Genomic DNA, 25,043 nt, shown 5'->3' with positions numbered 1-25,043 from the left:
CGGACGCAACGCAGGCGCGAAACCTCAGCCGGCGCGCAGCGCCTGGCGCCAGGCGGCGGGCGACACACCGACGCCCTGACGGAACCGGTGGCTGAAGTGGCTCGCATTGGCATAGCCGCATTGCGTCGCTATATCGACGAGCGGCAACGATGTCGTGCGCAGCAGCGTGCGCGCGCGGTCGAGCCGCTGCTGCGCAATCCACGCATGCGGCGGCAGGCCGAACGATGCACGGAACATCCGCGCAAGATGGAATTCGGAGAGATTCGCGACGGCGGCCAGTTCGCCGAGCGTCAACGGCTGTGTCAGATTCTGGTCGATGTACTCGCGCAAGCGGCGGCGCGTCGCCACGGCAAGCCCGCCCTTGAGCACCGCATCCGCGCGGTTCACGCCTTGCGAGCGCAGCAGCAGGCTCAGGATTTCATGCGATGTCTCGTTGGCGCGCAGACGGCCGTCGGCGTCGTCCCATGTATCGTTTGCGAGCGACTGGCAGAGCGCCGCAATCTGCTCGTCCTCGAAGTACGTGCGGTCGGCAAGCGTCAGTTCGCGCGGCTCGCGGTCGAGTTCGCGGATCGCGCGATGCGTGAAGTGCTCGGGCAGGAAATACAGATGCATGAAATGCATGTGCCCGCGTACCCACCAGCGCGATTCGTGGTCGCCGGGCAGCGCGCACAGGCGGCTCGGCGCGCCATAGCGCCCCGGCAGCTTCTGGCGCTCGGTGCGATAGCCGCCGTCCAGATAGCACGACAGCGTGTGATGGCCAGGCTGCGCGTAGATCGTCTCGGCTTCCTTCGTTTCGCGCGTCCAGATCGCCACGGCAAGCTGATCGCCCAGCCACGCGAAGCGTTCGAGCGTCGCATTGGAGTCGCTCAGCGTCTTGCAGACCGAATGCAGGCCGAACGGCGGATCGGCTGGGTCGGTCGTGGCGATGGGCGTTGTAATCACGTGGATGCGGCGAAACGAAAAGGGGATGCAGAGACTAAGCGCTAGCGTCGAGTATACGGCCACCACGCGGCACCACGCATTTCACTTCGTGCGGCACGCCAAAAGTGCGCAATTCTGGACAATCGAACGGACGTGCGCTGGCGCATAGTCGGGGCCGACTCGTATTGTGTGACCCCATTGCAATGAATCTGTTTCTTTATGTTGTGACCGTGCTCATCTGGGGCACGACCTGGATCGCGATCAAGTGGCAGCTCGGTGTCGTGCCGACGTCCATTTCGATTGCGTGCCGCTTTTGGCTCGCCGCCGTCGTGCTGTTCGCGCTGCTGAAAATCATGCGTCGCCCGATCTGGCCGCCGCGCGCGGCGTGGCGTTTTCTCGCCGCGCAGGGTCTCGCGCTGTTTTGCGTGAACTTCCTGTGCTTCTATTACGCGGAGAGCGTCGTGCCCAGCGGGCTCGTGGCCGTCGTGTTCTCGACCGCACCGCTTCTGAACTCGCTCAACGGACGGCTTTTCATGGGCCGCCCGTTGCAGCCGACGGCCATTGTCGGCGCGGTGCTCGGGCTGGCGGGCATCCTGTGTCTGTCGTTGCAGCAGATGGCCGGGCATCTCGGCGATCACGCCGCGTGGCTCGGTCTTGCCGTCGCGTTCGCGGGGACGATGTGCTTTTCGGCGGGCAATCTGCTGTCTAGCCGCATGCAGTCGATGGGGCTGCATCCCATCGTCACTAACGCCTGGGCGATGCTGATCGGCGCAAGCGTGCTGACGCTCGGCAGTCTCGCCGCCGGCCTGCCGTTCGCGCTGGAGACGGACGCGCGCTATCTCGGCGCGCTCGTCTATCTCGCCGTGCCCGGCTCGGTGATCGGTTTTACCGCGTATCTGATGCTGGTCGGGCGCATCGGACCGGAACGCGCCGCGTATTGCACGGTGCTGTTTCCGTTCGTGGCGCTGGCGGTGTCGACGGTGTTCGAAGGCTATCGATGGTCGGCGCTTGCCGTCGTCGGACTCGTACTGGTGGTGGCGGGCAATCTCGTCGCATTCGGCATCACACAGCGGCTGTTCGTGCGGCGTGCGCGCGCTGCCTGATGCTTCAGGCTAATCCCAATTCGATTCGAATAAAAGCGGAAAAAATCGCTAAACGAATTATTTAAGGAGAAACGGTCGCGTTCTGATTTGAGAAGATAACAAGCGCAATAAATTTATTCCATGCGAATTAGATATTAACTCGTACGGAATGGCAAATGCCCGTCGATAAGCCTATCGATGAAACGCTTTATCTGCATTTGCAAACGTTTTGCTTCTCGCAAGGACACGACCGTGAAAGTCTCTACCCGCCTTGCTGCTGCGCTCTTCGCGCTCGGCAGCCTGATTCCCATCGGCGCTGCTGCGCAATCACAATTGACCTACGCCACATCATGGATAGGCAATAGTTTCGGCTTCGGCGACGGTAAATGGATGCAGCAGGACATTCAGGCAATTAACGTCGCCCCGGATGGCACCGTATTCACCAATTCGCCATGGGATGAAAGCGGAAGCGAAATCGCCGCTTATAAAAATGGCGACAAAATTGCAATTGCCGGCGCAACGCATGGCTGGGGCGCGGCAGGCGGCGACGCGATTGCGTCGAATCACACTTATGTGTACGCGGCGATGTCGATCGGCAATCAGAACAACGGGCTGGTCGGCGCGGATTATCCGCCGAGCGGGCAGACGTGGTTCGGCATCACGCGCCGCTTGCTGGCGAACATCGCGGCTGGTGCGCCTTTCGACAGCGGCATCGGCAATAGCGCAAACGCGACGAAGAACAGCTTTCTGCGCGTGAATGCCGTCGCGGCGGGCACGGACGCGGGCATTCGCGGCCTCGCGGCGACGGATGGCGAGCTGTATGCGTCGGACACTTACGGCAACCAGATCGTCGCGTTCGACGCCAACACGATGCGGCGTCTGCGCTCGTGGAGTGTCGCTGCACCGGGACGCATCGCGCTCGATACCGACTCGACCCTCTGGGTGATGAGCGGCTTCGGCACGGGCAGCGTGAGCGTGCTCCACTATTCGCCGACGGGCGCGCCATTGGCGGGCACGCTCGCGTTGCCCGCCGGCACCGTGCCGACGGACCTCGCCATTTCGCCCTCGGGACAGATTCTCATTGCCGATAACGGCCCGAAGCAGCAGCTCCTCGTCTACGACAAAGCGGCAAGCGGCGCGACCCGACTGACGGGTGCGCTCGGCACGCTATACGGCATCTTCCACGAACCGAAGGGCACGCCCGGCAACTGGCGCTTCAACGGCGTCACGGGCATCGGCTTCGACCAGGCGGGCAACCTGTACGTCGCGCAGAACGGCGAGGGGCCGCGTCCGCTCGCATCGGCGACAGTCGGACAGGGCGCGGTGCTGGAAAGCTACCGGTACGCGACGCGCGGCTTCAACTGGCGGCTGCAAGGGCTGACCTTCGTCGACAGCGCGGCGTTCGATCCCGCGACGCCGAACATCGTCTACACAGGCTCGAAACGCTTCACGATGGACTACGCGCAGCCGCCTGGCCGCGAATGGAAGTACGCAGGTTTCACGCTCAACCGTTTCGATTTCCCCGACGACCCGACGTTTCATCAACCACGCGGCGTACGCGGCGAGCCGATGGTGCGGCGGATCAACGGCAAGCCGTATCTGTATACGCTCGATCCGGGCGCGCATTACCTGAACGTCTATCGCTTCGATGCCGTCCATGACGAAGTGGCGATTCCATCGGGCCTGTTCGCGCAGAACCCGCTGCCGGGCAACTGGCCCGCCGGGCAGCCGGCGTACGGCGAATGGATGTGGCGCGATACGAACGGCGACGGCCATGTCGACGCAAGCGAGATCACCGGCAATCCGTCGACGGGCAGCACGGTCGGCAACGGCTTCTGGTGGGTCGATACGCCGGGCAACGTATGGCTCGCGACGCCTGCGAGCGGCATACGCGAAACGCCGTTGCAGGGCTTCGACAGCGCGGGCAACCCGATCTACACATACGCAAGCTCGAAGACATTCCCGATGCCTGCGCCGTTTAATCGCATCGCGCGCATCGTCTATATCGCTGAAACGGACACCATGTATGTGTCCGGCTACACGAGCAACCTGCCGTGGGACGCGACGCACTGGAAGGAGGCGGGCCGCATTCTGGTGCGATATGACAACTGGAGCTCAGGCTCGCCGACACCCGTTTATACGATCGCGCTGCCGTGGGATGCGGGCAGCAATCCGCAGATCACGCCTGTCGGCGTCGCCGTGGCGGGCAACTATATCTTCGTCGCGGAGTTGTACACGCCGAAGGTCGACGTGTACGACGCGCGCTCAGGGCAAATGGTCGGCTATATGACGCCGGGCGCCGCGGTCGGCAACACGACGGGATGGGTCGACGTGTATCTCGGCATCAGCGCGGTGCGGCGCGAGAACGGCGAATACGTCGTGCTGCTCGAAGACGATGCGCGCGCGAAAATCCTGATGTACCGATGGACGCCCTGAGCGCCGTGTGAACCCGGCTTGATCGTCGTCAGTCGAACGAGACATGCTGCCGGTGCCTGCCGTCTGTGCGAATGGACGGCTGCACACGATCGGTATATATATAACGACAGAACCTTTGTTGACGAGCCACTACAGGAGCGACGATTCATCATGACCCCCGACGACCCGGACAAGCAACAGCCTGGCGGTCAGCCGGACCTCGAACATCTCGACGCAGCCGTGTCGCATGTGAACGAGATGGTGTCGTCGGGCAATATCGCGGTCAGCGCGGCCCGCGGCATTCTCTACAGTCTGATCGAGACGCTCGGTGCGCTGGTCGGCGACCCGGACCTGCCGGAGCATGCGCGTTCCGGCTACGAAGGCCTGCTCGAAACTGCGCGCGAACTGCGGGTCAAACTCGATCGCTAGGTTGCTTGCGGTTGCGCACGCAACGCGTGTCGCGCAGCATGCGGTAGCGCTTTCGCGCGCGCCTCATGCTGCGCCTTGTTTTCTTGACAGAATTCGGCGCTGACACGCGACTGTGATAAAAAGGGCGCTCGTTCCGACCCGCCCGTTTTCACCCGATGCTTTCTCCTACCGATACCACGCTGCTCGCGCTCGGCATCATCGTCGTGCTGATCACGCCTGGCCCGACCAACACGCTGTTGGCCGCCGCTGGCTTGCGCCAGGGCGCGCGCCGCTCGTTGCCGCTGATCGGCGCGGAACTGGCCGGCTATCTGGTATCGATTTCCGCGTGGGGCCGTTTTCTCGCGCACGCGGCGCATGCCTTGCCCTGGCTGCCTTCCGTGCTGCGCATCGCGAGCGGACTGTACATCGCGTATCTGGCCGTCGATATGTGGCGCGCAGCCGTGGCGCTGCCCGACTCGGCACAACCGGCGAACGGGCCGCGCGCGCTGTTCGTCGCCACACTGCTCAATCCGAAGGCATTGCTGTTCGCGGGCACGATCTTTCCGTCCGTCGCGTTCGAGCACCTCGCAACCTATGGCTTTGCGATGTCGCTGTTCGCGTGTCTGCTCGCCCCCATTGCGCTGGCGTGGATTTCGTTCGGCGCGGCGCTCGGCAGCGGCAAGCTCAGCTGGCTCGACCCGGTGAAGATGCAGCGCGCGGCGTCGATCGTGCTCGGGATGTTTTCGTTGTCGCTCGCGTGGGCCGCGTTGCACTGAGCCTGTAGACGGCGGGCTCAGCCGGCGGCGGCGAGCGCGGCGCCGAGATCGTCGGGTGCCGAGGTGATCTGCAATTGCGGCGTGCCGTGCCAGTCGGCGCAACGCTGCAGCGCGCGGCGCAAATCCGACGTCAGCCGGCCGCTCACGCGCACGCCCGGCTCCAGATGCAGCGCTTTCAGTTCGAACACGCCGCTCGCGCGGTGCGCTTTCGCGTCGACCCGCCCGATCAGCTTGCCGCGATTCAGAATGGGCAGCACGTAGTAACCGTATTTGCGCTTTGGCGCGGGCACGTAGCACTCGATCACGTAGTCGAAGTCGAACAGTGCGGCCGCGCGTTTGCGATCCCAGACGACGGGATCGAATGGCGACAGCAGCGTGGTGACCGTCGACGCGATCGTGCCGTTCGACGCGTCGTCGACCATCGGCGCGACGTCTCGATGCACGAAGGTCGGCTGCTTCCATCCTTCGACGCGCACAGGCGTCAGCTCGCCCTCGTCGGCCAGTCGATGCAGCGCGTCGGCGTACGGGCGGCGCGGCATCCGGTAGTAATCCGCGACCCAGTCCGAGCGCACGACACCCAGTGCGCGGCAACTGCGCCGCAGCAGTTCCTTCGCGACGGCATCGACGGGCTGCAGATGGCGCTTGTCGTTCCAATGCGGCAACACGCGCTCGGTCACGTCGTAGACACGCTGAAAATTGCGCCGCTCCGCGACCATCAACTCGCCGATCGCGAACAGCACTTCAAGGTGCCGCTTCTGCGGTTTCCAGTCCCACCAGCCATTGCTCTTGCCTCCTTCGCGCGCGAAATCCGCCGAGCGCACGGGACCTGTCGCGCGGATGTGCGCGAGCAGATCGTCGATCTCGGCGCGGTATTGCCTGTGCCAGTCGGCGGCGTATTTCCAGCCCATGTCGCCTGGATCGAGCATCCGGTGGCGCATCAGGCCGTAATCTTCGATCGGAAGAAAACACGCTTCGTGCGCCCAGTATTCGAACAGCTTGCCTTCGGCGAGATGCTCGTCGAGCCATTGCGGCTGATACGGTCCAAGACGGCTGAAGAGCACGAGATAAGGACTGCGCGCGACGACATGGATCGTGTCGATCTGCAATTGCGCCATTTGCCGGATGGCGTCGAGCACATCGGCTTTGGTCGCCTTGCGGCGCGGTGGGGAAAGCAGGCCTTGTGCGGCCAGATGCAGGGTGCGGGCGGCGGGCAGGGGCAGTGTAATCACGCGGTCGGCGTCGTAGCGGCGTTGTGGCAATCCGGAAGGCGAACCGTCGAGCGAAACCCGGGTCGCGCCTCATCAGGGCGGCATGGTGGGTCGCCATGCCGGACTTGCCGCTACTGTAGCGTGATCGGTTAAAACGCACCGACAGATGGCATTTGCCGTCGCGGTGCGTCGCCGGTTACCAGCGCCCGTGGTGGTGACGTCCTTCCCAGCCGCGATGACGGCCGTGATCGTGCCAGCGCGGACCGCCGCCCCAGTAGCGGGGCCCGCCATAGTAGACGGGCGGCGGGGGTGCGTAGACCACAGGGGGCGGCGCGTACACGACCGGCGGCGAATACACGACAGGCGGCGCCGCATAAACAGGCCCGCCCAGATAGACGCCGACGCCGACATGCGCCGACGCAGCCGTCGATACGCCTGCCGCGGCAAGTCCGATTGCCACCCACACCATCGCACGTTGGATCATGCTGTTCTCCTTCCGTCCCAAGCCGGTTGCTAACTAAAGCCTGACTGGATATTACGAAGCAGAAAGCATCACAGGTGAAAGCAGAGCGTCGCTTATGTAACAACCGGTAAGCAGGCTGACGATCGACGCGAATTCTATGCAAATCAGACGCGGCCGGCCCGCGCGGCGAAGCGCGCAGGCCGGTGCAAGACGGAAGGGATCAGGCGCCGAGCGCGACGGTCGTTTCGCCTGCGAGTTGCGCGAGCATCTGGTGGATTTGCGCGACGACCTGCGCGCCTTCGCCGACGGCAGCCGCCACGCGCTTGGTCGACCCTGCGCGTGCGTCGCCGATCGCATACACGCCTTCGACGGAGGTGTTCAGATCGCACGCCGAGTTCGCGCCCGTAATCACGAAGCCCTTCTTGTCCAGTTCGACGCCGCAGCTGCGCAGCCAGTCCGTATTCGGATCGGCGCCCGTGAACAGGAAAAGATGCCGCGAATCGAAGCAATCGCGTCCGTCCGCGCATGGGTTTTTCAGGCCGATCTGTTCGAGACCGCCTTCACCGCCTTCGAGCCAGCCGATCTCCGTACCCGGATACACGGTGACGTTCGGCAGCGAAGCGATGCGGTCGATCAGATAGCGCGACATCGTCGCCTCGAAGCCGCTGCGGCGGATCAGCACGTGAATGTGCTTGGCATGCGAAGCCAGATAAACGATGCCCTGGCCCGCCGAATTCCCTCCACCGACCAGCACGATTTCCTCGCGCTTGCACAGCTTTGCCTCGACAGGCGACGCCCAGTAGTAAATGCCGCGGCCGTCGAAGCGATCGAGCCCGTCAATCTCGGGGCGACGATACACCGCGCCGCTTGCGATCACGATTGTCTGCGCGCGGATGCTGCCCTGGCATTGCAGTTCGAGGCGGTACGGACGTTCCTCGCAATGCAGATGCTTGACCTTCACGGGAATCGCGACGTGCGCGCCGAACTTCTGCGCCTGCACGAACGCGCGGCCCGCGAGCGCCTGGCCCGAAATGCCCGTCGGAAAGCCGAGATAGTTTTCGATGCGCGAACTGGCGCCCGCCTGGCCGCCCGGCGCGCGGCTGTCGAGCACGATCACCGACAAACCTTCCGAGGCCGCGTACACGGCCGTCGCGAGTCCCGCCGGACCCGCGCCGACAATCGCCACGTCGTAGACATGCTCCGAGTCGAGATCGGGAATCAGGCCGAGACAGGTTGCCAGTTCCGGGTCGCTCGGATGGCGCAGCACCGAGCCGTCCGGGCAGATCACGAGCGGCATGTCCTCGGGACCCGCCGCGAACTGTTCGATGACGCGCAGCCCGTCTTCATCGCGTTCGTCGAGCACGGTATGCGGATGGCCGTTGCGCGACAGAAAGCCTTGCAGCGACACCAGCCGCCGGTCGTTACTCTGGCCGACGATGATCGGGCCGCCCGCGCCGCGCTCGATCAGCCCGACACGACGCAGAATCAACGCGCGCATGATGCGCTCGCCGAATTCGGCCTCCGCGACGATCAGCGCGCGCAGCCGCTCCGGGGAGATCAGCAGCGCTTCGACGTGTTCCAGCGCCATGCCATCGACGAGCGCCGGCTTGCCCGACAACTGGCCGACTTCGGCGAGGAACGAACCTTGATGGTGTTCGTTGATGAGCAGTTCGCGCCCGAGCCCGTCGCGCTGAAACACCTTCACCGAGCCTTTCAGCACCACGAACATGCCCGGGCCGGTACTGCCCGTGCGGAGCAGGAACTCGCCCGCTTCGAAATCCTGCCGTTCGCCAAACTTGCACAGCCGCTTGATTTCCTCGGGCTGGAGTATGGGAAACATCTGATGACGCCGCGTCGAAAGCGTCGAGAATGGCGCCTCGTTGACGGCGGCGCGTTGAGTGTCTTCACCCTCTCGCGTTACACCCATCGATTTTGCTCCTTGCGTTGCCGCGCGCCGGATGCGGCATGCAGCCAATGGCGGTTCAGACTGTTTTCGGCGTGATGCCGATATCCAGCGTGGGCTCGGGTTCTTCGGCGAGCGGTTCGAGCTGGCGGCCCGCGTCGCGCCACGCATCGAGGCCGCCGCGCAACGGAATCACGTCCTGGAAGCCGGCTTCCGTCAACTGCTTCGCCATCCACGCCGCCGACACCTCGTTCGGGCACGAGCAATAGATCACCAGCTTCTGGTCGTGCGGATACTTTGCGACGATTTCCTCGAGCTGGCGCTCGTCCGCGAATACCGAGCCGGGAATCACGAACGGATCGAGTGCGCGCTTTTCCTCGGAGCGGATGTCGAACAGCACGGGCGTGCGCTTGTCGAGCATCAGGTCGTACAGTTCGTCGACGTCCATGCGCGCCGTGGCGAGCTTCTTGATCAACTGACGGCGCCGATACCAGCGGTACGCGCAGTAGACAGCCAGCAGCACCGCGACGACCACGGCCGTCATCTTGCCCAGACGGCTCGCGCCGGCGAACAACATGTCGATCTGCTGCGCGAACACCACGCCGAGCCCGAGGCCGAGGCCCGACCACAGCGTCGCGCCAATGCTGTCGTACGCGAGGAACATGCGGTACGGCGTGCCCATCGCGCCCGCCATCGGGATGGAGACGATCGACAGGCCCGGTACGAACTTCGCGACGGCCAGCACGCGCACACCCCAGCGGCCGAAGAAACGCTCGGTCTTCTTCACGCAGGTATCGCGCGACAGCGACAGTTTGCAGAGCGTTTTCAGCGTGTTGCCGCCGTAAATGCGGCCCGCGGCGAACCACGCGCTGTCGCCGATCAGCGTGGCGAACACCGCGAGCACGAGCACGGGCAGCACTTGCGCGCCGACCGAACCGGGATGCATCGCGGCCATCGCGCCGAACAGCACGAGGGAGGGCATGGCGGGCACGGGCAGCCCGATGGATGCGGCGAGCACATTGACGAATACGATGGCAGGCCCGTACTGCTCGACGAGATCATGTAGCATCGGCTTACTTTCGTGACCGTTTCGGCCGCGAAGACGACTGGAAGTAACTAAAAGATTATGGACGCATTTTCAACGCGTGCAAGAGAGGTGCGTTTTGCGTCCGGATATTGCCGACATGCGGGGAAAGCGCCTGACGCCTCGGTCTTCGGCGCAAAGGCTTCGATATGCCCGCGAACGTCATGCGACGTTCGACGAGGGATCAAAGATGATGGTGACAGCGCAAAAAACAAGAGGCGCGGCGCCTGATCCAGGCTGCGCCACGCACTCTTCGTATTGCGATTGATGACTGCTGTGAATTATTGACGGTGGTTAGGCTGCTCGCCCGGTAGCTCGGCGCCATGCGCACGGATGGCTGCGATCAGTTCCGCAGGCGTGATTTCATAACGCACTTCTCGGTGAATGCCTGGCTTGCGTTCATCGACTTCGATCAGAAGTATGCCTTTACCGTCTTCTGTCGATTCGAGGCGCAGCGAGCGTAGTTCGCGACCCGTTGCGTCGTCGTGCTCGGTGAGCAGGGCCATTGCCCCGGAAGACCCGGTGGTGCGCATCGAAAATTCCCTCTTGCGTGATTGAACAACGTTGCTGAACAGGCATTGTAAGGGCAGTACCGCGCGCCGTCTGTCGCGTGGCGCTCACACTTCCTGGATTATGCGGGCGAGGCGTGCGCGATGCATCGAAGGAACGCGCAGGGGCGCGCAAATATAAGGCCGGTGCGGCTCCTGGCGGGGTGCCGCGATTTTTTGCGTGGCAGCTGATACAGGCGTCGCGCGTGTTCGGGGACTTGCCGGACACGCGCTCGATGCGGGTTCGCGGTGTGCATTTGCCCATTGTCATGGCAATGACGCGTGCGTGTGATGGGCTTCGTTCAGCAAGATCCGGGAGGCAGTGCCACTTGCCGGTGCGATAAAGTGCACGCATCCAGAAGGCCGCACCCGTCTTTGCTACCCGGCCTTCGACCATGCAGGAGGATGTCATGAAGCAATGCATGTCGATGCCGAGCCCGCTGGGAGAAATGTTGCTGCGCGCCGAAGACGACGCGCTCACAGGCGTGTACTTCGTCGGACAGAAGTATTTCCCGGCGGCCGACAGCGTGCTTGCAGCGGCGCACGCGTCACGCGTGCTGCATCAGGCGCGCGAGCAGCTCGACGAATATTTCGCGGGCGAGCGGCATGCGTTCACGGTGCCTTTGAGAATGTTCGGCAGCGCGTTCCAGCGCGACGTATGGGATCAACTCGTGCAGATTCCGTATGGCGAGACGGCGAGCTACGGCAGCATCGCGCGGCGGCTCGGCCTGCCGCTTTCGGCGTCGCGCGCGGTCGGCGCGGCCAACGGGCGCAATCCCGTATCGATCATCGTGCCGTGTCACCGCGTGATTTCGAGTGCGGGCGACCTGACCGGCTACGCGGGCGGGCTGCATCGGAAGGAGGCGCTACTGACGCTGGAGCGGCCGATGTCGAAAGCGCCGCAACAGCTGGAGTTGCTCGCGTGCGGTTGAACGCACCAAAAAAATAGCCCGTCCAAAAAGGGCGGGCTGCGTAAACGCCGTTGTTACTCGGGTCAGCCAGCCCGTACACAATCCAGGGCGCTGACGGACGTATCTTTATCGGCCAATAGCGCGCTGTCGAGATGGTAGTAACGATGATCCATCAGACCAAAGCGTCTTCGTCGACGGCAGCGTGAGCGACGTGAACCGGCGCCGCCGGGTTGCGCAACGTCCGGGCCGCCGGGCGCGCGGCTGCGCTTGCCGGGCGGCGTGTGTCCGGCGCGCCCGCGACGGTGAACAGGCGCACCGCTTCGTCGAGCACGTCGGCCTGTTCCGCGAGGCGTTGCGCCGTCGCCGCAGCCTGCTCGACCATCGCGGCGTTCTGCTGGGTGGCGCTGTCCAGATGCGACACGGCCTGATTGACCTGGCCGATGCCGTCGGCCTGTTCGCTGCTCGCGTTCGCCACTTCGACGATCAGCGACGACACGCGCGCCACGGCCTCATCGATCACGCCCATCTGCGCCGTGGTCCGCGCGACGAGTTCGGTGCCTTGCGCCACCTCGTTCACCGTCGTATCGACCACCTGCTTGATTTCCTTCGCGGACGCCGCGCAGCGCTGCGCCAGCATGCGCACTTCGCTCGCGACGACGGCGAACGAGCGGCCCGCCTCGCCCGCGCGCGCCGCTTCGACGGCGGCATTGAGCGCGAGGATGTTGGTCTGGAACGCAATGCCGTCGATCACGCCCGTGATGTCGGCGATGCGCTTCGACGCCTCGGTGATGCCCGCCATCGTCTGCTCGACCTGCAGCGCGATCTTGCCGCCCGTCGCGGCCGCCGATTGCGCATCCCTCGCGAGATCGAGCGCGCGCACGGTGGCGTCGGCGTTGGCTTGCACCGTGGTCGTCAATTGCTCCATCGTCGCCGCCGTCTCTTCCAGCGATGCCGCCTGCATTTCCGTGCGGCGGGCGAGATCCAGGTTGCCTGTCGAAATCTCGTGCGCGGCGTCGAGCATCCCGCCGATCTGCGCACGCACGTCGGACACGATCGCGGCCAGATTCGCCTTTAGCTGGTTGAGCGCCTGCAGCACGTCGCCGAGATCGTCGTGACGCGCGATGGCGAGATCTGCGGTCAGGTCGCCTGCCGCCATGCGTGTAGCGAACGACGCCATGGCATCGACCGGCTGACCGAGATGGCGCGACAACAGCTGCGCGGCAGCGGCGCTCACTACGGCCGTCACGCCGAACGCGATCCAGAACGGCAGCGGCGGCGTGCCGCCCCACGCCGCGAGACCGGCCGCGAGCAGCGCGACAGGCGCAACCATGTAGCCGATCGTGGCGCGCATCGCGACGGGCAGACGCATCAACGCATGCAACTTGCCGACCAGCCCCGTGCGCACGACCACGCCCCGGTGCAGTCGCAGGCCGCGCGCGGTGCCCGCGCGCATCTTCGCGTAGAGCGCTTCTGCCGCGCGTACCTCGTTGCGATCCGGTTTCACGCGCACGCTCAGGTAGCCGACGGGCGTGCCGTTTTCGACCACGGGCGTGACGCTCGCGCGCACCCAGTAGTGGTCGCCGTTCTTGCGGCGGTTCTTGACGAACGCCGACCATGGGCGGCCGGCGCGGATCGTCGTCCACATGTCGGCGAAGGCTTCGGCCGGCATGTCGGGATGGCGGATCAGGTTGTGCGGCTGGCCGATCAACTCGTCGCGGCTATAGCCGGACACGGCGATAAAGGCGGGATTGCAGTACTGGATCTTGCCCTTGAGGTCGGTTGCGGAAACGAGCATCTGCGAGGACGGGTAGTCGTACTCGTTCGGGGTGACAGGCTGATTGTTGCGCATGACGTTCCTTGGACTGCCGGATGCCTCCGCATCCGAATGGTTCTGTAAGGCTTAACGGCATTGACCCCTGATGCTTTAGGGTTTTCCTGGTATTTGACTCAGGTAAAGCGCGCTTGCGCCGATAACACAGAGTTCGGCGCGGCTGGGTTTCATAACCGACGCTGTCGCGTCGATTGCGGAGGTCCGGCGTCGCGTGAAAACAACGCCGGGCGCTGGGTATTGGGGGTACGCTTTCTAGGCGCGCCCGTCCTGGCATGCCGTGGTTCGATCCCCCGCGCGGACGTCGGCGCGGCACATTGTTTTCGCTTTACTTCCGTTTCTGGCGAATCCGATAATGGGATTTACTTGCATTTCGTAATCTAGCTTACGGAGCGGTTCCTGAGAATTCGACTCGCTCCACTTGTGCGTGTGGCTGTTGTTCCTATAAAAAGTCGCCTTCCAAAGACGAACCGACTCAACTCAGGGAAGCCAAGCATGTCCGCGAACAAGATCAACAAGAAAGCCGCAGCGGCCGTGAGCGCCGCGCTCTTCTCGCTCGCTACGGGGGCGCACGCGCAAAGCAGCGTCACGATGTACGGCGAGCTCGACACGGGCCTCGCCTATATCAGCAACGCTGGCGGGCATTCTCAGTGGAAGGCGACCTCGGGTCTCGTCGACGGCAGCTATTGGGGCTTGCAGGGCATCGAGGACCTGGGCGGCGGTTATCGCGCGATCTTCCGGCTCGAACGGGGTTTGTCGGTGACATCGGGCGAGATGTTCAATGACCACCCGTATTACGTCGGGCTTGGCAATGAGAGGGCGGGCACGCTCACGCTCGGCCATCAGTACGATCTCGTGCATGACTATTTCGCGCCGTTCACGCTGACGGGCGGCACAGGCGGCACCGCGTTCGCCCATCCGTTCGACAACGACAACGCGAACAACACGTACCTCGCGGCGAACTCGGTCAAGTATGCGAGCCCGTCGTTCGGCGGTTTGACGTTCGGCGGCATGTACGCGTTTTCGAACGCAGCCGGGCAGTTTGCGAACAACCGCGCATATAGCTTCGGCATGAACTACCAGGCGGGCGCGCTGAATGCGGGCGCGGCGTATCTGCATGCGAACGGGCGCGGCAATTCGTCGGCGGGCGCGTATGAGTCCGTCGTGCTGCCCAACGCCACGGGTGTGTTCGATGCCGCTGTGCAGACGCAGAACACCTACGGCGTCGGCATCAGCTATGCGATCGGCGACTTCACGATGGCGGCGGCGTGGTCGCGCTCCACGTTCACGGGCGTGACCGTGATCGACACGGGCGGTGTGACGCCTTCCGTCGGCTTTTCCAACTACGAAGTCAACGGCACCTATCAGTTGACGCCGAGCGTTGCGCTTGCCGGCTCGTACACGTACACGAAGGGATCGGCCGCGCACTGGCACAACGGCGGCGTGCAGGCCGACTATCAGTTTTCGAAGCGCACGGACACGTATCTGGAAGCGATCTATCAGCGCTCGTCGTCGGGCGCGCCGGCCGTCATCAATACGGCCGATCCATCATCCAGCCACAATCAGGTGCTGATCGGCGCGGGCCTGCGGCACAGGTTCTGACGCGCGTGCCGTTTCACGCCAGTGTGATCAGTCCTTCGGGCGCCCGCGGCCGGCTGAACAGGTAGCCCTGCACATAGTCGCAGTTCACCTGGCGCAGAATCTCCAGCTGCGCGGCCTCCTCGACGCCTTCCGCGATCACCTCGATGCCCAGCTTGTGCGCAAGGCCGATGACGCCTTCGACGATGGTTTGCGTGGTCGGATCGTGTTCGATCTTCGACGTGAAATGGCGGTCGATCTTCAGCGTGTGCGGCTCGAAATCGGCGAGATACATGAGGCTCGAGTAGCCGGTGCCGAAATCGTCGATGGCGATGCGCACGCCGAGCCGCTTCAGCTCGACGATCGACTTTTGCGCCTGCTTCGGGTTCTTCATCAGCGCGGTTTCCGTCAGCTCGATTTCGAGCTTGGCGGGCGGAATGCCGAACTGCTTGAGGGCGCGGTCCACCTCGCGCACGATCTGCTCGCCGCCCAGTTGCCGCGCCGACACGTTCACCGATACACCCAGATTCATCGAGCCCGCCTGGCGCCACGCGGCGAGCTGGCGCAACGCGTTGTCGAGCACCCAGACGCCGACATCCTCGACAAAGCCGGTTTCTTCCAGCAACGGAATGAAGTCGCACGGCGGAATCAGCCCCCGCACGGGGTGCTGCCAGCGGATCAGCGCTTCCGCGCCATGCACCGCGAGCGAATGCGGCTCGTGAATGGTCTGGAAGTGCAGGAAAAACTGGTCGGTCTTCAGTGCCTCGGGCACGTCGCGCTCGAGTTCGAAGTCGCCGAGGGTGCGGGCCGCCTCCTTGCCAGCGAACTGATAGCCGTTGCGGCCGGTTTTCTTCGCGGCGTACATCGCGACATCGGCGCTCGACAGCAGCGCGTCGTGGCCGCTGCCGTGCTCCGGGTAGATCGAGATGCCGATCGACGCCGTGATGAACGCGCCCGCGCTGTCCTGCAGCCGGTTTTCCGCCAGACCGCCGAGCAGCGCCTTCGCCTGCGTCTCGAGACCCGCCTTGTCGACCACGCTGCCGATCAGCACCGCAAACTCGTCGCCGCCCAGACGCGCGACATACGCGTCGTCCGGCAGCGAGCGGCGAATGATGCCGCCGACGTTGCGCAACAGATGATCGGCGGCGAGATGGCCGAGGGTGTCGTTGAGCACCTTGAAGCGGTCGAGATCGACGAACATCAGGCCGAACGGCCGGCCCGCCGCACAGCGGCTTTCGATTTCACGCAGCAGCGCGGCGCGGTTCGCGAGCCCCGTGAGCGAATCGGTGTAGGCGAGCCGGTCCAGTTCGGCGATGCGCTCCTGCTCGACAGTCACGTCCTCGGTAATGCCGACGATACGCAGCACATTGCCTTTTTCGTCGAGCACCGGGTAGCCGGTGCTGCGCAGCCAGCGCACCGAGCCGTCGGCTTTTCTGATCCGGTACTCCGCGCGGCCTTCCGTCGATTCGGCAATGATGCGCGCCATTTCCGCCTGCAGCGCGGCGCGGTCTTCCGGCAGGACCATTTCGCGCCAGCCGTGCGGGTTGCGCATGAACTCTTCCGGTTCGACGCCGAACACGTTCGACGAACCCGCAGTGATGTAATGGAAATACTCGAAATTCGCGCTGTACGAGAAGAACACCAGTTTGACGTGCGCTTCCATCTCCGACATCAGCTCGCTTTTCGCGCGCAGTTGCTGGAGCAGTTGCGTCTGGCTCGTGATGTCGAGCGATGCGCAGACCACGGCGACGACCTTGCCGGCATGGTCTTTCACGGGAATGAGTTGCGAATCCCACCACTTCGGCTGGCCTGTGATCGTCGTGCAACTGCCGCGAAACGAGGCAGGCGTGCCGTTCAGTGCGCTTCTGAAAGCGGCCTTCGCGGCGTCGTTGTCGGTGCCTTTCCAGAAGCCGAGCCAGTCCGCGCCCGCCAGCTGCACGGGCGACGCCGCTTCCATCAGCGTCGCGCCGTAGTCGTTGATGCGCAGCATCTGCCCTTGCAGATCGAGCAGCTTGACGCAGTCGCGGCTGGCATCGAGAAACGAACTGGCGAGTGCCGTCGTGGCCGCCTGTCGCGCTTTTTGCGCGGCGAAGCGCTGGCGCGTCACGATCATCGCGATCGCGCCCGCCGTCGCGCCGACAGCGATCTGCACGCTGAACGGCGCGCTCGCTGGCCCGCGCAGGGCCATTTGCAGCGCGATGCCGGCCGCACCCGCGCCGATTCCCGTGGCAACGCTGACCGCGAAGCCGAATGAGCCGGCCGGGCGGCGGCTCGACCAGGCGTCGAGCAGCAGCGAAAGGAAATGCTGGTCCTGGCGCGGGCTGTCTTCGCCATGCCGGCGCAACGCACGGCGCCATTTCAATGTGAGGCTCGTCGGCATATACGGACTCGCCTTAATGCACGCGCAAAGCGCGCAGCGGGCGCACAAGCGGCGCCGTAATAGACGCAGTGCGTGCCGCGAACGCGAGCGGACTCACGCGCGCCACGCGTCGCGCGCTGGTTGAGTGGGGAAGTGTGTTGCCTTTCATGGTGGCCAGCCGCTTCGGCGGTAATTGTTGCTGCGCTTGCGGACGGCGCTGCTTTCTACGTTTACGGCGCGCCGGTGTTTTTGTTTAGCCCATACGATTGTGCCTGTTTTCGAGAGCTCGAACTATCTCGTCGTTGGTCACGCGACGACGCGTATGCCGAATCGCATTGTCTAAATGCGCGATGCATCTTTGTAGCAAAGAAGCGGCGTTCAATGGAGAAACTCTGCTTGCCTAAGCTTTCCCGCGACATCGAAAGATGCGGCACGAAGTCGCTTGTAAATGAACGCCCGTTCGGCGAATCCGGAGCTTGCACGCCGTTGCCAATAAATGCTGACGATCGCTCTGCGGCTTGCTAAATTGCATGGTCAGGCACCGCAAAAAACCCCGCGTGCCGGCCGGTTGCACCCTTGCGTGGCGCAACCCGCTACGGCGTTGTACGAACCGGTGGCAACCATCTTGCATGGGACGCTGAAGCGCTGAATCTGGTCAACAACAGGGAGACCCCATGCGCGCCGTATTCCAGTACCCGTTTCCCGTGACCGAGCGCAAGGTCGGGCGCAACAAGGTCGTCAGCGCGCGCGCCGCGGTCGAACTGATTCGCGCAGGCGACACGCTCGCGACGGGCGGTTTCGTCGGCGTCGGTTTCGCCGAGGAAGTCGCGATCGCGCTCGAAGAGCGTTTTTTCGATGCAAACGCGGCGACCTCGGGCGGGCCGGGCGCGTTGGGGACGCCCGACGCGTCGAGCGTGCATCTCGACCTGACGCTCGTGTACGCCGCCGGCCAGGGCGACGGCAAGTCGAAAGGGCTGAATCATCTCGCCCATGAAGGGCTGGTGCGGCGGGTGATCGGCGGGCATTGGGGGCTGGTGCCGAAGCTGCAGCAACTCGCCATCGAAGGCCGCATCGAGGCGTACAACCTGCCGCAAGGTGTGATTTCGCACCTGTTCCGCGATATCGCCGCAGGCAAGCCGGGGCATCTGTCCACAATCGGGCTCGGCACGTTCGTCGATCCGCGCCACGGCGGCGGCAAGCTGAACAGCCGCACGGCGGAAGATATCGTCAGGCTGATGGAAATCGACGGCAGCGAGTATCTGCTCTACAAGACCTTTCCCATCGACGTCGCGATCATTCGCGGCACCACGGCCGACGCGAACGGCAATGTCACGATGGAACGCGAGGCGCTCACGCTCGAAGCGCTGGCTATCGCGATGGCGGCGCGCAATTCGGGCGGCGTCGTGATCGTGCAGGTCGAGCGGCTCGCCGATACGAACACGCTCAACCCGCGTGAGGTGAAGATACCGGGCATCATGGTCGATTGCGTAGTGGTCGCGCGGCCCGAGCATCATTGGCAGACGTTCGCCGAGCCGTATTCGGCGGCCTTCGCCAGCGAACTGCGCGTGCCCGCGAGTTCCGTGCCGCCAATGGACTTGACGGAGCGCAAGGTGATCGCGCGCCGCGCGGCAATGGAATTGATGGCCAATAGCGTGGTGAATCTGGGCATCGGCATGCCGGAAGGCATTGCGAGCGTCGCGAACGAAGAAGGCGTGATCGATCTGTTCACGATGACGACGGAGCCCGGCGTGATCGGCGGCATTCCGGCGGGCGGGTTGAACTTCGGCGCGGCGACGAATACGCAGGCCATCATCGATCAGCCGTATCAGTTCGACTTCTACGATGGCGGCGGACTCGACCTCGCGTTTCTCGGCCTCGCGCAGGCGGACCGGCAGGGCAATCTCAATGTCAGCAAATTCGGGCCGAAACTGGCGGGCGCTGGCGGCTTCATCAACATCAGCCAGAGCGCGAAGCGGGTGGTGTTCGTCGGCACGTTCAACGCGGGCAATCTGGACGTCGCGATCGAAGACGGGCGTTTGAAGATCAGAGCCGAAGGCAAGAACCAGAAGTTCGTCGATGAAGTCGAGCATCGCACGTTCAGCGGCGAATATGCTGCGAAGCGCGGACAGCACGTGCTGTACATCACCGAGCGCTGCGTGTTCACGCTCACGCCGCGCGGACTCGAACTGACTGAAGTGGCGCCCGGCGTCGACGTGGAGAACGATATCGTCGCGCAGATGGGCTTCAAGCCGATTATCGAGCGCCCGCCGCGCCTGATGGACGAGCGCATCTTTCGCGACGCGCCGATGGGACTGCGCACGCTGCTGCTTTGCCTGCCGCTCGAAGAGCGCTTCAATTACGACGCAGAGAAGAACATGTTCTTCGTCAACTTCGAAGGCTTGCAGGTGACGACCAAGGAACAGATCGACGCGATCTGGCAGCAGGTCGCATCGCGTCTGTCGGGTGTGCGGTTCAAGCCGCAGGCAATCGTCAATTACGACAATTTCTCTATCAATCCCGAGCTGATCGACATCTATTCGACAACCATCACGAGGCTCGTCAATCAGTTCTACTCCAGCGTGACGCGCTACACGACCAGCAGCTTCCTGCGCATGAAACTGGGGGACGCACTGGAACAGCGCGACGTCGCCACGTACATCAACGAACGGCCCGGCGACGCGTCCACGCACCGTTGAATACGCGCTGGTATGCACATGTGGTTCCTGACATGAAGCGCTCACAGTGAGCGTGCGAAAATGGCGCTTTTCGGACGACAATTCAAGCATTCAAGAAGTCATCATGAGCAGCTTCATTCCCAGTGTGCCCGGCAAGAGCGAGGGCGATTTCGAAGTCAGCGCGGGCTCGAAGCTCGCAGGCTACAAGCGTTTTTTCGGCGTGCTGCGCGTGGTGCGCAAAACGGACGGGCGCCTGCTCTTTCCGTTCGACGGCGCGCCCGATCTCGGTCCCTATCCAACCAGCCAAGAAGCGCTCGCGGCGGCGCAGGTGTACGGCGAGCACATCGTCGAAGGCGATCTCGCGCGGCCTGAGTTGTAAGCGCTTTCTCCCCAGCGATTTTTTCTGTTCGTGCCCCGTGCAATGCGCTTGAAGCGAAGGGCTGGCACGACTATCGTTTGAGTGGATTCCTGCGGGAGGCAATCATGCGTGCCGATGCCGTCGATGTGCATTTCGATAGTGCACACCTGTTTCTCGATCTGTCCGACGGCCGCGCCGTCGAGTTTCCACTCAACTGGTTTCCCACGCTCGCTGCGGCGACGGAAGCGGAGCGTGAACACTTCGCCATTTCGATCGACAAGCAGCAACTGATCTGGCCGGAACTCGACGAGGATATGGATGTGACTGCGTTGCTGCTGTCGCTGCCGGAGTCGATGCGGCACTAGAGAAGGCACTTACCGTCGATGCTTCAGGACGGCGCCGCCCGGCGTCGTCCCGTTTCGTTCGTCTGCCGATCGCGCAAACGCCGGCGGCCCCATTCGCATGCGTTAAAATAACGGCTTGGTGCCAAACGGAGTTTATGTGCGATCTGTCGTTATTTATCTCACGCCTTCCCTGGACACCATGACGGAATCTGTATCGGCTTCAGGCGTGCGCGAGGTCCGCGCCGACCTGGATCGCAATGCGAAGGTCGAACATGATCGGGGAGACATCGTCGTCGATTCGACTACACACGATGGTCCGTCGGTTCAGGCTCTCTAACAAGAACGAATAAAACGGCGCGCTTGCTTTCGGGCAAGCGCGCCGTTGTCGTTTGTGCGCGTTGCTCACGTTGTTTCGCTGCCTGCTAATAACGCTTTTAAAGCCGCATTGCATGGCGACAGCCCGGCGACTAAAAGATTAATTTAATCTTTCTAATCATTTCATTCTGCTGTCTGTTTGCAATTGCTTCGCCCGTTTCTAATACGCGTATCGCACATATTGCACGCGCACTCCGCTTTTCTCCCGCGTCTCCCTTCAGTTTAAATCCCTCATACCGTTAACAGGGTTTGATCTTCTGCGCCATGTTTTAGCTGATGCGGGATTAATGAAAAGTGCGTGAATGGAAGATCGAAGTGGTGGCAGTGTCGTTAAAGATACGATGGAAGCAAAATAACAAATCGCTCGCCTTGTCGTGAGCGAACGGGGATTGGCTTCAATCGAAGAAAAAATAAACCGAGGACTTGAATGAAGTTACGTTTGCAATGCCTGTTGGCAGCAGCCGCATTCGCCCATTGCCTTGCCGCTCACGCGGCGCTCGGCTCGTCTCCCACCTACACCGCAACAACGACTGCAAGCTCGACTCAGGCTGTCATGCGCCTGAGCGCAACGGCCGTGCCCTACACGGTCAGCGAAGCGACGCTCGCCGACGGCACGCTGGTGCGCGAGTACGTCGGGAAATCGGGCACGGTCTTCGCCGTGTCCTGGCACGGCCCTCATATGCCGGATCTCAGCTCGCTGCTGGGCAGCTACTTTGCGGGCTACCTCGACACCGTCAATCAACAGCATGCGCAGCAGGGCAGCGCATTCGGTCCCGCGACGGTGCAGCGCCCGGATGTCGTGGTCCAGACGGGCGGCCATATGGGCGCCTACGTCGGACGTGCGTGGTTGCCGACGGGTCTTCCCGCCGGCGTGAGCAGCGACGATATCCAATAAGGCGAAGGGACTCAAAATGCGTGCATTGAAATGGATTCTTGCCGTCAGCGGCATGTGTGTGGCGCTGGCTGGATGCGGTGGAGGCGGCGGTTCGTCGAACACGTCGACCAGCAGCACATCCGGCACGTCGACGCCCGTGAGCAACACGCCCGCGGCAGTGAGCACCGCGTTCGCCGATCCGACGGCGACGCCTGTGTCGTCCGGCTCCGCGAATACGGTGCCGATTGTCGTTTCGTCGTTCAGCAGCGTGCGCAACTTCCCCATGGTGAGCGTGAAGGTCTGCGCGCCGGGCACGAGCGCCGCGCTGAACTGCTCGGTTATCGACAACGTGCTCGTCGACACCGAATCGTTCGGCCTGCGCCTGTTCGCTTCCGTCATTCCGACGTTGAACAATTTGCCGCAGCAGACGCAAGGCGCTCAAGCCGTTGCGGAATGCGAGTCGTTCGGCTCGGGCAATACATGGGGCACGGTGCGCACGGCGGACGTGAGCCTGTCGAGCGAAGTCGCGCAGAACGTGCCGATCCAGGTGATCGCCGATCCGTCGCTGGCCGCGACCATTCCGACGGGCGTCAACGGTTGCCTTGTCGGCACCAACATGACGACGCCCGCAGCGCTCGGCGCGAACGGCATTCTCGGTATCGGCACCTCGCCGAACGATTGCGGCGCCACGTGTCAGAACAGTCTCGTCGCGGGTGCGTACTACGTGTGCACGGGTTCGAGCTGCACGCCGGCTCAGGTGACGATCCCCAATCAGGTGACCAACCCGGTGACGAAGTTCACGACCGACAACAACGGCGTGATCGTCGAGATGGCGCAAGTGCCCGATACGGGCGCTGCAACGGGAACGGGTACGCTCGTCTTCGGCATCGACACGCAGTCGAACAATGCGCTGAGCGGCACCAACGCGACCATCTTGCCGACTACTATCGCGGGCGATATGGATGCCGTGTTCGAAGGACGCTCGTACAGCAAGGCTGCTTTCTTCGATTCTGGATCGAGCGGACTGTACTTCCAGAGCACGGTGCTGAGCAAGGCAGCGAACGGCTTCTACACACCGGCGGCGCCGACGGGAATGTCGGCTGTCTTCACGGCGGCCAATTCCGTTACGGCAACCGTCAAGTTCAACGTCAGCAACGGCGTGACGCTGATCAATTCCGGCAACTACGCCTTCAATAATCTGGGCGTTGCGCTGTTCAATTCGATCGACATCGGCATGCCGTTCTTCTACGGCCGGCATATGTACTACGGCATTTCGGGGCAGCCTGCGTCGTCGGCAGGCGCTGGGCCTTATGTCGCGTACGTGTCGAGCTGAACGTGCGTGACACCGCGCACGCCGGCTGGATTGAACGATTGCGCGTGAGCGGAGTGCAATGAAAAAGGGGGGCGCAGTGCGCCCCCCTTTGCGTTGGTACAGCGGCTGACTTAAACCAGCCCTGTCGCGTAGTAAAGCCCGATCACGAAGAACACAGCCAGCGTCTTGATGATCGTCACGGCGAAGATGTCGCGATACGACTCGCGGTGCGTCAGGCCCGTCACGGCCAGCAGCGTGATCACCGCGCCGTTGTGCGGCAACGTATCCATACCGCCGCTCGCCATCGCGACTACGCGATGCAGCACGTCCATCGGAATGTGCGCAGCCTCCGCGCCCTTGATGAACAGATCCGACATCGCCGCCAGCGCGATGCTCATGCCGCCCGATGCGGAACCCGTGATACCCGCCAGCGAGCTCACCGACACGGCCGCATTGACGAGCGGATTCGGAATGCTCTTCAGCGCATCGCTGACCACGATGAAGCCCGGCAATGCCGCGATCACGCCGCCAAAACCATATTCCGACGCGGTGTTGAGCGAGGCGAGCAACGCACCGCCGACAGCCGCCTTCGTGCCCGTGGCGAAACGCTCCTTCACGCTGCCGAACGCCGTGACGACGACGAGCAGAATGCCGAGCAGCAAGGCGCCTTCCACCGACCAGATCGCGACCAACGACTTGATCGTCGCCGTCACGGGCGCACCATGGTTGCCTGGCAGCACGTCGGGCGAGACGGTGTAGGTCGCGCCGTACCATGCGGGAATCATGCGCGTGAGCACGAAGTTCGCAACGCCGACCAGAACCAGCGGCGCAATCGCCAGCAGCGGATTGGGCAGCTTGTCGGTTTCCATCTTCTCCGGCTCGTTCAGCAGCGACGTGCCGTAGCCTTCGCCCTTCGCCATCGCCGAGCGGCGGCGCCATTCGAGGAACGACAGGCCCACGACGATGATGAACAGCGAACCGGCGATACCGAGGCCGGGCGCGGCCCATGCCGTCGTCTTGAAGAAGGTTGTCGGGATGATGTTCTGGATCTGCGGCGTGCCCGGCAGCGAATCCATCGTGAACGAGAACGCGCCCAGCGCGATCGCACCCGGCATCAGACGCTTCGGAATATTGCTCTGGCGATACAGTTCCGCAGCGAACGGATACACCGCGAACACGACGACGAACAGCGAGACGCCGCCGTATGTCAGCAGCGCGCACACGGCGACGATCACGGCATTCGCCCGCGAGCGGCCGATATAGCGGATCGCCGAGTGCACGATCGACGCGGCGAAACCCGACAGTTCGATGACCTTGCCGAATACCGCGCCGAGCAGGAACACCGGGAAGTACAGCTTCACGAAGACGACCATCTTCTCCATGAAGATGCCCGAGAACACGGGCGCGACAGCGGCGGGATCGACCAGCAGCACCGCGCCGAGCGCGGCGATCGGCGCGACGAGAATGACGCTGTAGCCGCGATAGGCGGCGAACATCAGGAACGCCAGGGCGGCGAGGACGATGACAAAAGCCAATTGAGTCTCCAATGCTTGGTTGTTCTACGTGGACGCGCGCGGCGAGGCGCGGCGGCCGGCGCCCGACAATGCAGGTTCCGTGCCAT

The 25,043-nt window shown here is 63.4% G+C and carries 21 protein-coding genes; 12 read left to right on the top strand and 9 right to left on the bottom strand.

What is annotated here, in order from left to right; genetic code table 11:
- Positions 1-24: 24 nt before the first annotated feature.
- On the bottom strand, positions 25-948 hold the full coding sequence (locus C2L66_RS28810) for a helix-turn-helix domain-containing protein (RefSeq protein WP_233445046.1): 924 nt from the start codon (positions 946-948) through the stop codon (positions 25-27).
- A gap of 176 nt (positions 949-1,124) precedes the next feature.
- On the opposite strand from C2L66_RS28810, the gene C2L66_RS28805 reads away from it, so the two are divergent.
- The 4 genes from C2L66_RS28805 (at position 1,125) to C2L66_RS28790 (ending at position 5,602) form a co-directional block, all read left to right on the top strand.
- On the top strand, positions 1,125-2,024 hold the full coding sequence (locus C2L66_RS28805) for a DMT family transporter (protein ID WP_054933342.1): 900 nt from the start codon (positions 1,125-1,127) through the stop codon (positions 2,022-2,024).
- Positions 2,025-2,255: 231 nt separating this feature from the next.
- Positions 2,256-4,439, top strand: a complete 2,184-nt coding sequence (locus C2L66_RS28800; RefSeq protein ID WP_060607046.1) for an NHL repeat-containing protein — start codon at positions 2,256-2,258, stop codon at positions 4,437-4,439.
- Positions 4,440-4,589: 150 nt separating this feature from the next.
- Positions 4,590-4,847 carry a hypothetical protein gene (locus C2L66_RS28795; protein ID WP_035999074.1) on the top strand — a complete coding sequence of 86 codons (258 nt, stop codon included), beginning with the start codon at positions 4,590-4,592 and terminating at the stop codon, positions 4,845-4,847.
- A 155-nt stretch (positions 4,848-5,002) separates the two neighbouring features.
- Entirely contained in the window at positions 5,003-5,602 is a 600-nt protein-coding gene (locus C2L66_RS28790; protein WP_054933343.1) for a LysE family translocator, read from the top strand.
- A gap of 17 nt (positions 5,603-5,619) precedes the next feature.
- Here the strand turns inward: C2L66_RS28790 and C2L66_RS28785 are convergent, their stop codons facing one another.
- From C2L66_RS28785 to C2L66_RS28765, 5 genes are all read right to left on the bottom strand, one after another.
- A complete protein-coding gene (locus tag C2L66_RS28785) occupies positions 5,620-6,831 on the bottom strand; it encodes a winged helix-turn-helix domain-containing protein (protein WP_060607050.1) in 1,212 nt (403 codons plus the stop codon).
- Between the two features lie 175 nt (positions 6,832-7,006).
- Positions 7,007-7,294 carry a hypothetical protein gene (locus C2L66_RS28780; RefSeq protein ID WP_054933344.1) on the bottom strand — a complete coding sequence of 96 codons (288 nt, stop codon included), beginning with the start codon at positions 7,292-7,294 and terminating at the stop codon, positions 7,007-7,009.
- Between the two features lie 199 nt (positions 7,295-7,493).
- The gene (locus C2L66_RS28775; protein WP_060604817.1) at positions 7,494-9,200 is read right to left on the bottom strand and encodes an FAD-dependent oxidoreductase; all 1,707 of its coding nucleotides are present in this window, start codon (positions 9,198-9,200) and stop codon (positions 7,494-7,496) included.
- Between the two features lie 55 nt (positions 9,201-9,255).
- On the bottom strand, positions 9,256-10,245 hold the full coding sequence (locus tag C2L66_RS28770; protein ID WP_054933345.1) for a DedA family protein/thiosulfate sulfurtransferase GlpE: 990 nt from the start codon (positions 10,243-10,245) through the stop codon (positions 9,256-9,258).
- A 296-nt stretch (positions 10,246-10,541) separates the two neighbouring features.
- The gene (locus tag C2L66_RS28765) at positions 10,542-10,793 is read right to left on the bottom strand and encodes a hypothetical protein (protein WP_060604820.1); all 252 of its coding nucleotides are present in this window, start codon (positions 10,791-10,793) and stop codon (positions 10,542-10,544) included.
- A 425-nt stretch (positions 10,794-11,218) separates the two neighbouring features.
- On the opposite strand from C2L66_RS28765, the gene C2L66_RS28760 reads away from it, so the two are divergent.
- Positions 11,219-11,740, top strand: a complete 522-nt coding sequence (locus C2L66_RS28760; protein WP_060607053.1) for a methylated-DNA--[protein]-cysteine S-methyltransferase — start codon at positions 11,219-11,221, stop codon at positions 11,738-11,740.
- Between the two features lie 151 nt (positions 11,741-11,891).
- Here C2L66_RS28760 and C2L66_RS28755 read toward each other — a convergent pair whose 3' ends face one another.
- A complete protein-coding gene (locus C2L66_RS28755) occupies positions 11,892-13,568 on the bottom strand; it encodes a methyl-accepting chemotaxis protein (protein ID WP_054933346.1) in 1,677 nt (558 codons plus the stop codon).
- A 474-nt stretch (positions 13,569-14,042) separates the two neighbouring features.
- On the opposite strand from C2L66_RS28755, the gene C2L66_RS28750 reads away from it, so the two are divergent.
- Positions 14,043-15,149: a porin gene (locus C2L66_RS28750; protein WP_060604823.1), complete on the top strand. Its 1,107-nt coding sequence runs from the start codon at positions 14,043-14,045 to the stop codon at positions 15,147-15,149.
- Positions 15,150-15,162: 13 nt separating this feature from the next.
- Here C2L66_RS28750 and C2L66_RS28745 read toward each other — a convergent pair whose 3' ends face one another.
- Positions 15,163-17,505, bottom strand: a complete 2,343-nt coding sequence (locus tag C2L66_RS28745) for a putative bifunctional diguanylate cyclase/phosphodiesterase (RefSeq protein ID WP_060604826.1) — start codon at positions 17,503-17,505, stop codon at positions 15,163-15,165.
- 653 nt (positions 17,506-18,158) lie between these two features.
- Here C2L66_RS28745 and C2L66_RS28740 point away from each other — a divergent pair.
- From C2L66_RS28740 to C2L66_RS28715, 6 genes are all read left to right on the top strand, one after another.
- Positions 18,159-20,180, top strand: coding sequence for an acyl CoA:acetate/3-ketoacid CoA transferase (locus C2L66_RS28740; protein WP_054933349.1), 2,022 nt, complete (start codon positions 18,159-18,161; stop codon positions 20,178-20,180).
- Between the two features lie 103 nt (positions 20,181-20,283).
- Positions 20,284-20,538, top strand: coding sequence for a DUF6723 family protein (locus C2L66_RS28735; RefSeq protein ID WP_054933381.1), 255 nt, complete (start codon positions 20,284-20,286; stop codon positions 20,536-20,538).
- Between the two features lie 104 nt (positions 20,539-20,642).
- Positions 20,643-20,882 carry a DUF2442 domain-containing protein gene (locus tag C2L66_RS28730; RefSeq protein WP_007587719.1) on the top strand — a complete coding sequence of 80 codons (240 nt, stop codon included), beginning with the start codon at positions 20,643-20,645 and terminating at the stop codon, positions 20,880-20,882.
- A 178-nt stretch (positions 20,883-21,060) separates the two neighbouring features.
- Positions 21,061-21,198 carry a hypothetical protein gene (locus tag C2L66_RS40855; protein WP_156516718.1) on the top strand — a complete coding sequence of 46 codons (138 nt, stop codon included), beginning with the start codon at positions 21,061-21,063 and terminating at the stop codon, positions 21,196-21,198.
- Positions 21,199-21,663: 465 nt separating this feature from the next.
- Positions 21,664-22,131, top strand: a complete 468-nt coding sequence (locus C2L66_RS28720) for a DUF2844 domain-containing protein (protein WP_060604832.1) — start codon at positions 21,664-21,666, stop codon at positions 22,129-22,131.
- A gap of 16 nt (positions 22,132-22,147) precedes the next feature.
- Complete coding sequence (locus tag C2L66_RS28715) at positions 22,148-23,443, top strand: DUF3443 domain-containing protein (RefSeq protein WP_060604835.1); 1,296 nt, start codon at positions 22,148-22,150, stop codon at positions 23,441-23,443.
- Positions 23,444-23,553: 110 nt separating this feature from the next.
- Here the strand turns inward: C2L66_RS28715 and C2L66_RS28710 are convergent, their stop codons facing one another.
- Positions 23,554-24,957, bottom strand: a complete 1,404-nt coding sequence (locus C2L66_RS28710) for a GntP family permease (protein ID WP_054933353.1) — start codon at positions 24,955-24,957, stop codon at positions 23,554-23,556.
- Positions 24,958-25,043: the final 86 nt, after the last annotated feature.

Origin of the sequence: Paraburkholderia caribensis, assembly GCF_002902945.1 — a bacterium.
In the GTDB taxonomy this organism is placed as follows: Bacteria; Pseudomonadota; Gammaproteobacteria; order Burkholderiales; family Burkholderiaceae; genus Paraburkholderia; species Paraburkholderia caribensis.
This window is presented reverse-complemented; position numbering and strand designations above follow the sequence as displayed.

Coding starts and splice junctions, on each gene's coding strand:
- C2L66_RS28805 (WP_054933342.1), top strand. CDS start 1,125: ATGAATCTGTTTCTTTATGTTGTGACCGTGCTCATCTGGGGCACGACC.
- C2L66_RS28795 (WP_035999074.1), top strand. CDS start 4,590: ATGACCCCCGACGACCCGGACAAGCAACAGCCTGGCGGTCAGCCGGAC.
- C2L66_RS28790 (WP_054933343.1), top strand. CDS start 5,003: ATGCTTTCTCCTACCGATACCACGCTGCTCGCGCTCGGCATCATCGTC.
- C2L66_RS28780 (WP_054933344.1), bottom strand. CDS start 7,294: ATGATCCAACGTGCGATGGTGTGGGTGGCAATCGGACTTGCCGCGGCA.
- C2L66_RS28775 (WP_060604817.1), bottom strand. CDS start 9,200: ATGGGTGTAACGCGAGAGGGTGAAGACACTCAACGCGCCGCCGTCAAC.
- C2L66_RS28770 (WP_054933345.1), bottom strand. CDS start 10,245: ATGCTACATGATCTCGTCGAGCAGTACGGGCCTGCCATCGTATTCGTC.
- C2L66_RS28765 (WP_060604820.1), bottom strand. CDS start 10,793: ATGCGCACCACCGGGTCTTCCGGGGCAATGGCCCTGCTCACCGAGCAC.
- C2L66_RS28760 (WP_060607053.1), top strand. CDS start 11,219: ATGAAGCAATGCATGTCGATGCCGAGCCCGCTGGGAGAAATGTTGCTG.
- C2L66_RS28755 (WP_054933346.1), bottom strand. CDS start 13,568: ATGCGCAACAATCAGCCTGTCACCCCGAACGAGTACGACTACCCGTCC.
- C2L66_RS28750 (WP_060604823.1), top strand. CDS start 14,043: ATGTCCGCGAACAAGATCAACAAGAAAGCCGCAGCGGCCGTGAGCGCC.
- C2L66_RS28745 (WP_060604826.1), bottom strand. CDS start 17,505: ATGCCGACGAGCCTCACATTGAAATGGCGCCGTGCGTTGCGCCGGCAT.
- C2L66_RS28740 (WP_054933349.1), top strand. CDS start 18,159: ATGCGCGCCGTATTCCAGTACCCGTTTCCCGTGACCGAGCGCAAGGTC.
- C2L66_RS28735 (WP_054933381.1), top strand. CDS start 20,284: ATGAGCAGCTTCATTCCCAGTGTGCCCGGCAAGAGCGAGGGCGATTTC.
- C2L66_RS28730 (WP_007587719.1), top strand. CDS start 20,643: ATGCGTGCCGATGCCGTCGATGTGCATTTCGATAGTGCACACCTGTTT.
- C2L66_RS40855 (WP_156516718.1), top strand. CDS start 21,061: ATGACGGAATCTGTATCGGCTTCAGGCGTGCGCGAGGTCCGCGCCGAC.
- C2L66_RS28720 (WP_060604832.1), top strand. CDS start 21,664: ATGAAGTTACGTTTGCAATGCCTGTTGGCAGCAGCCGCATTCGCCCAT.
- C2L66_RS28715 (WP_060604835.1), top strand. CDS start 22,148: ATGCGTGCATTGAAATGGATTCTTGCCGTCAGCGGCATGTGTGTGGCG.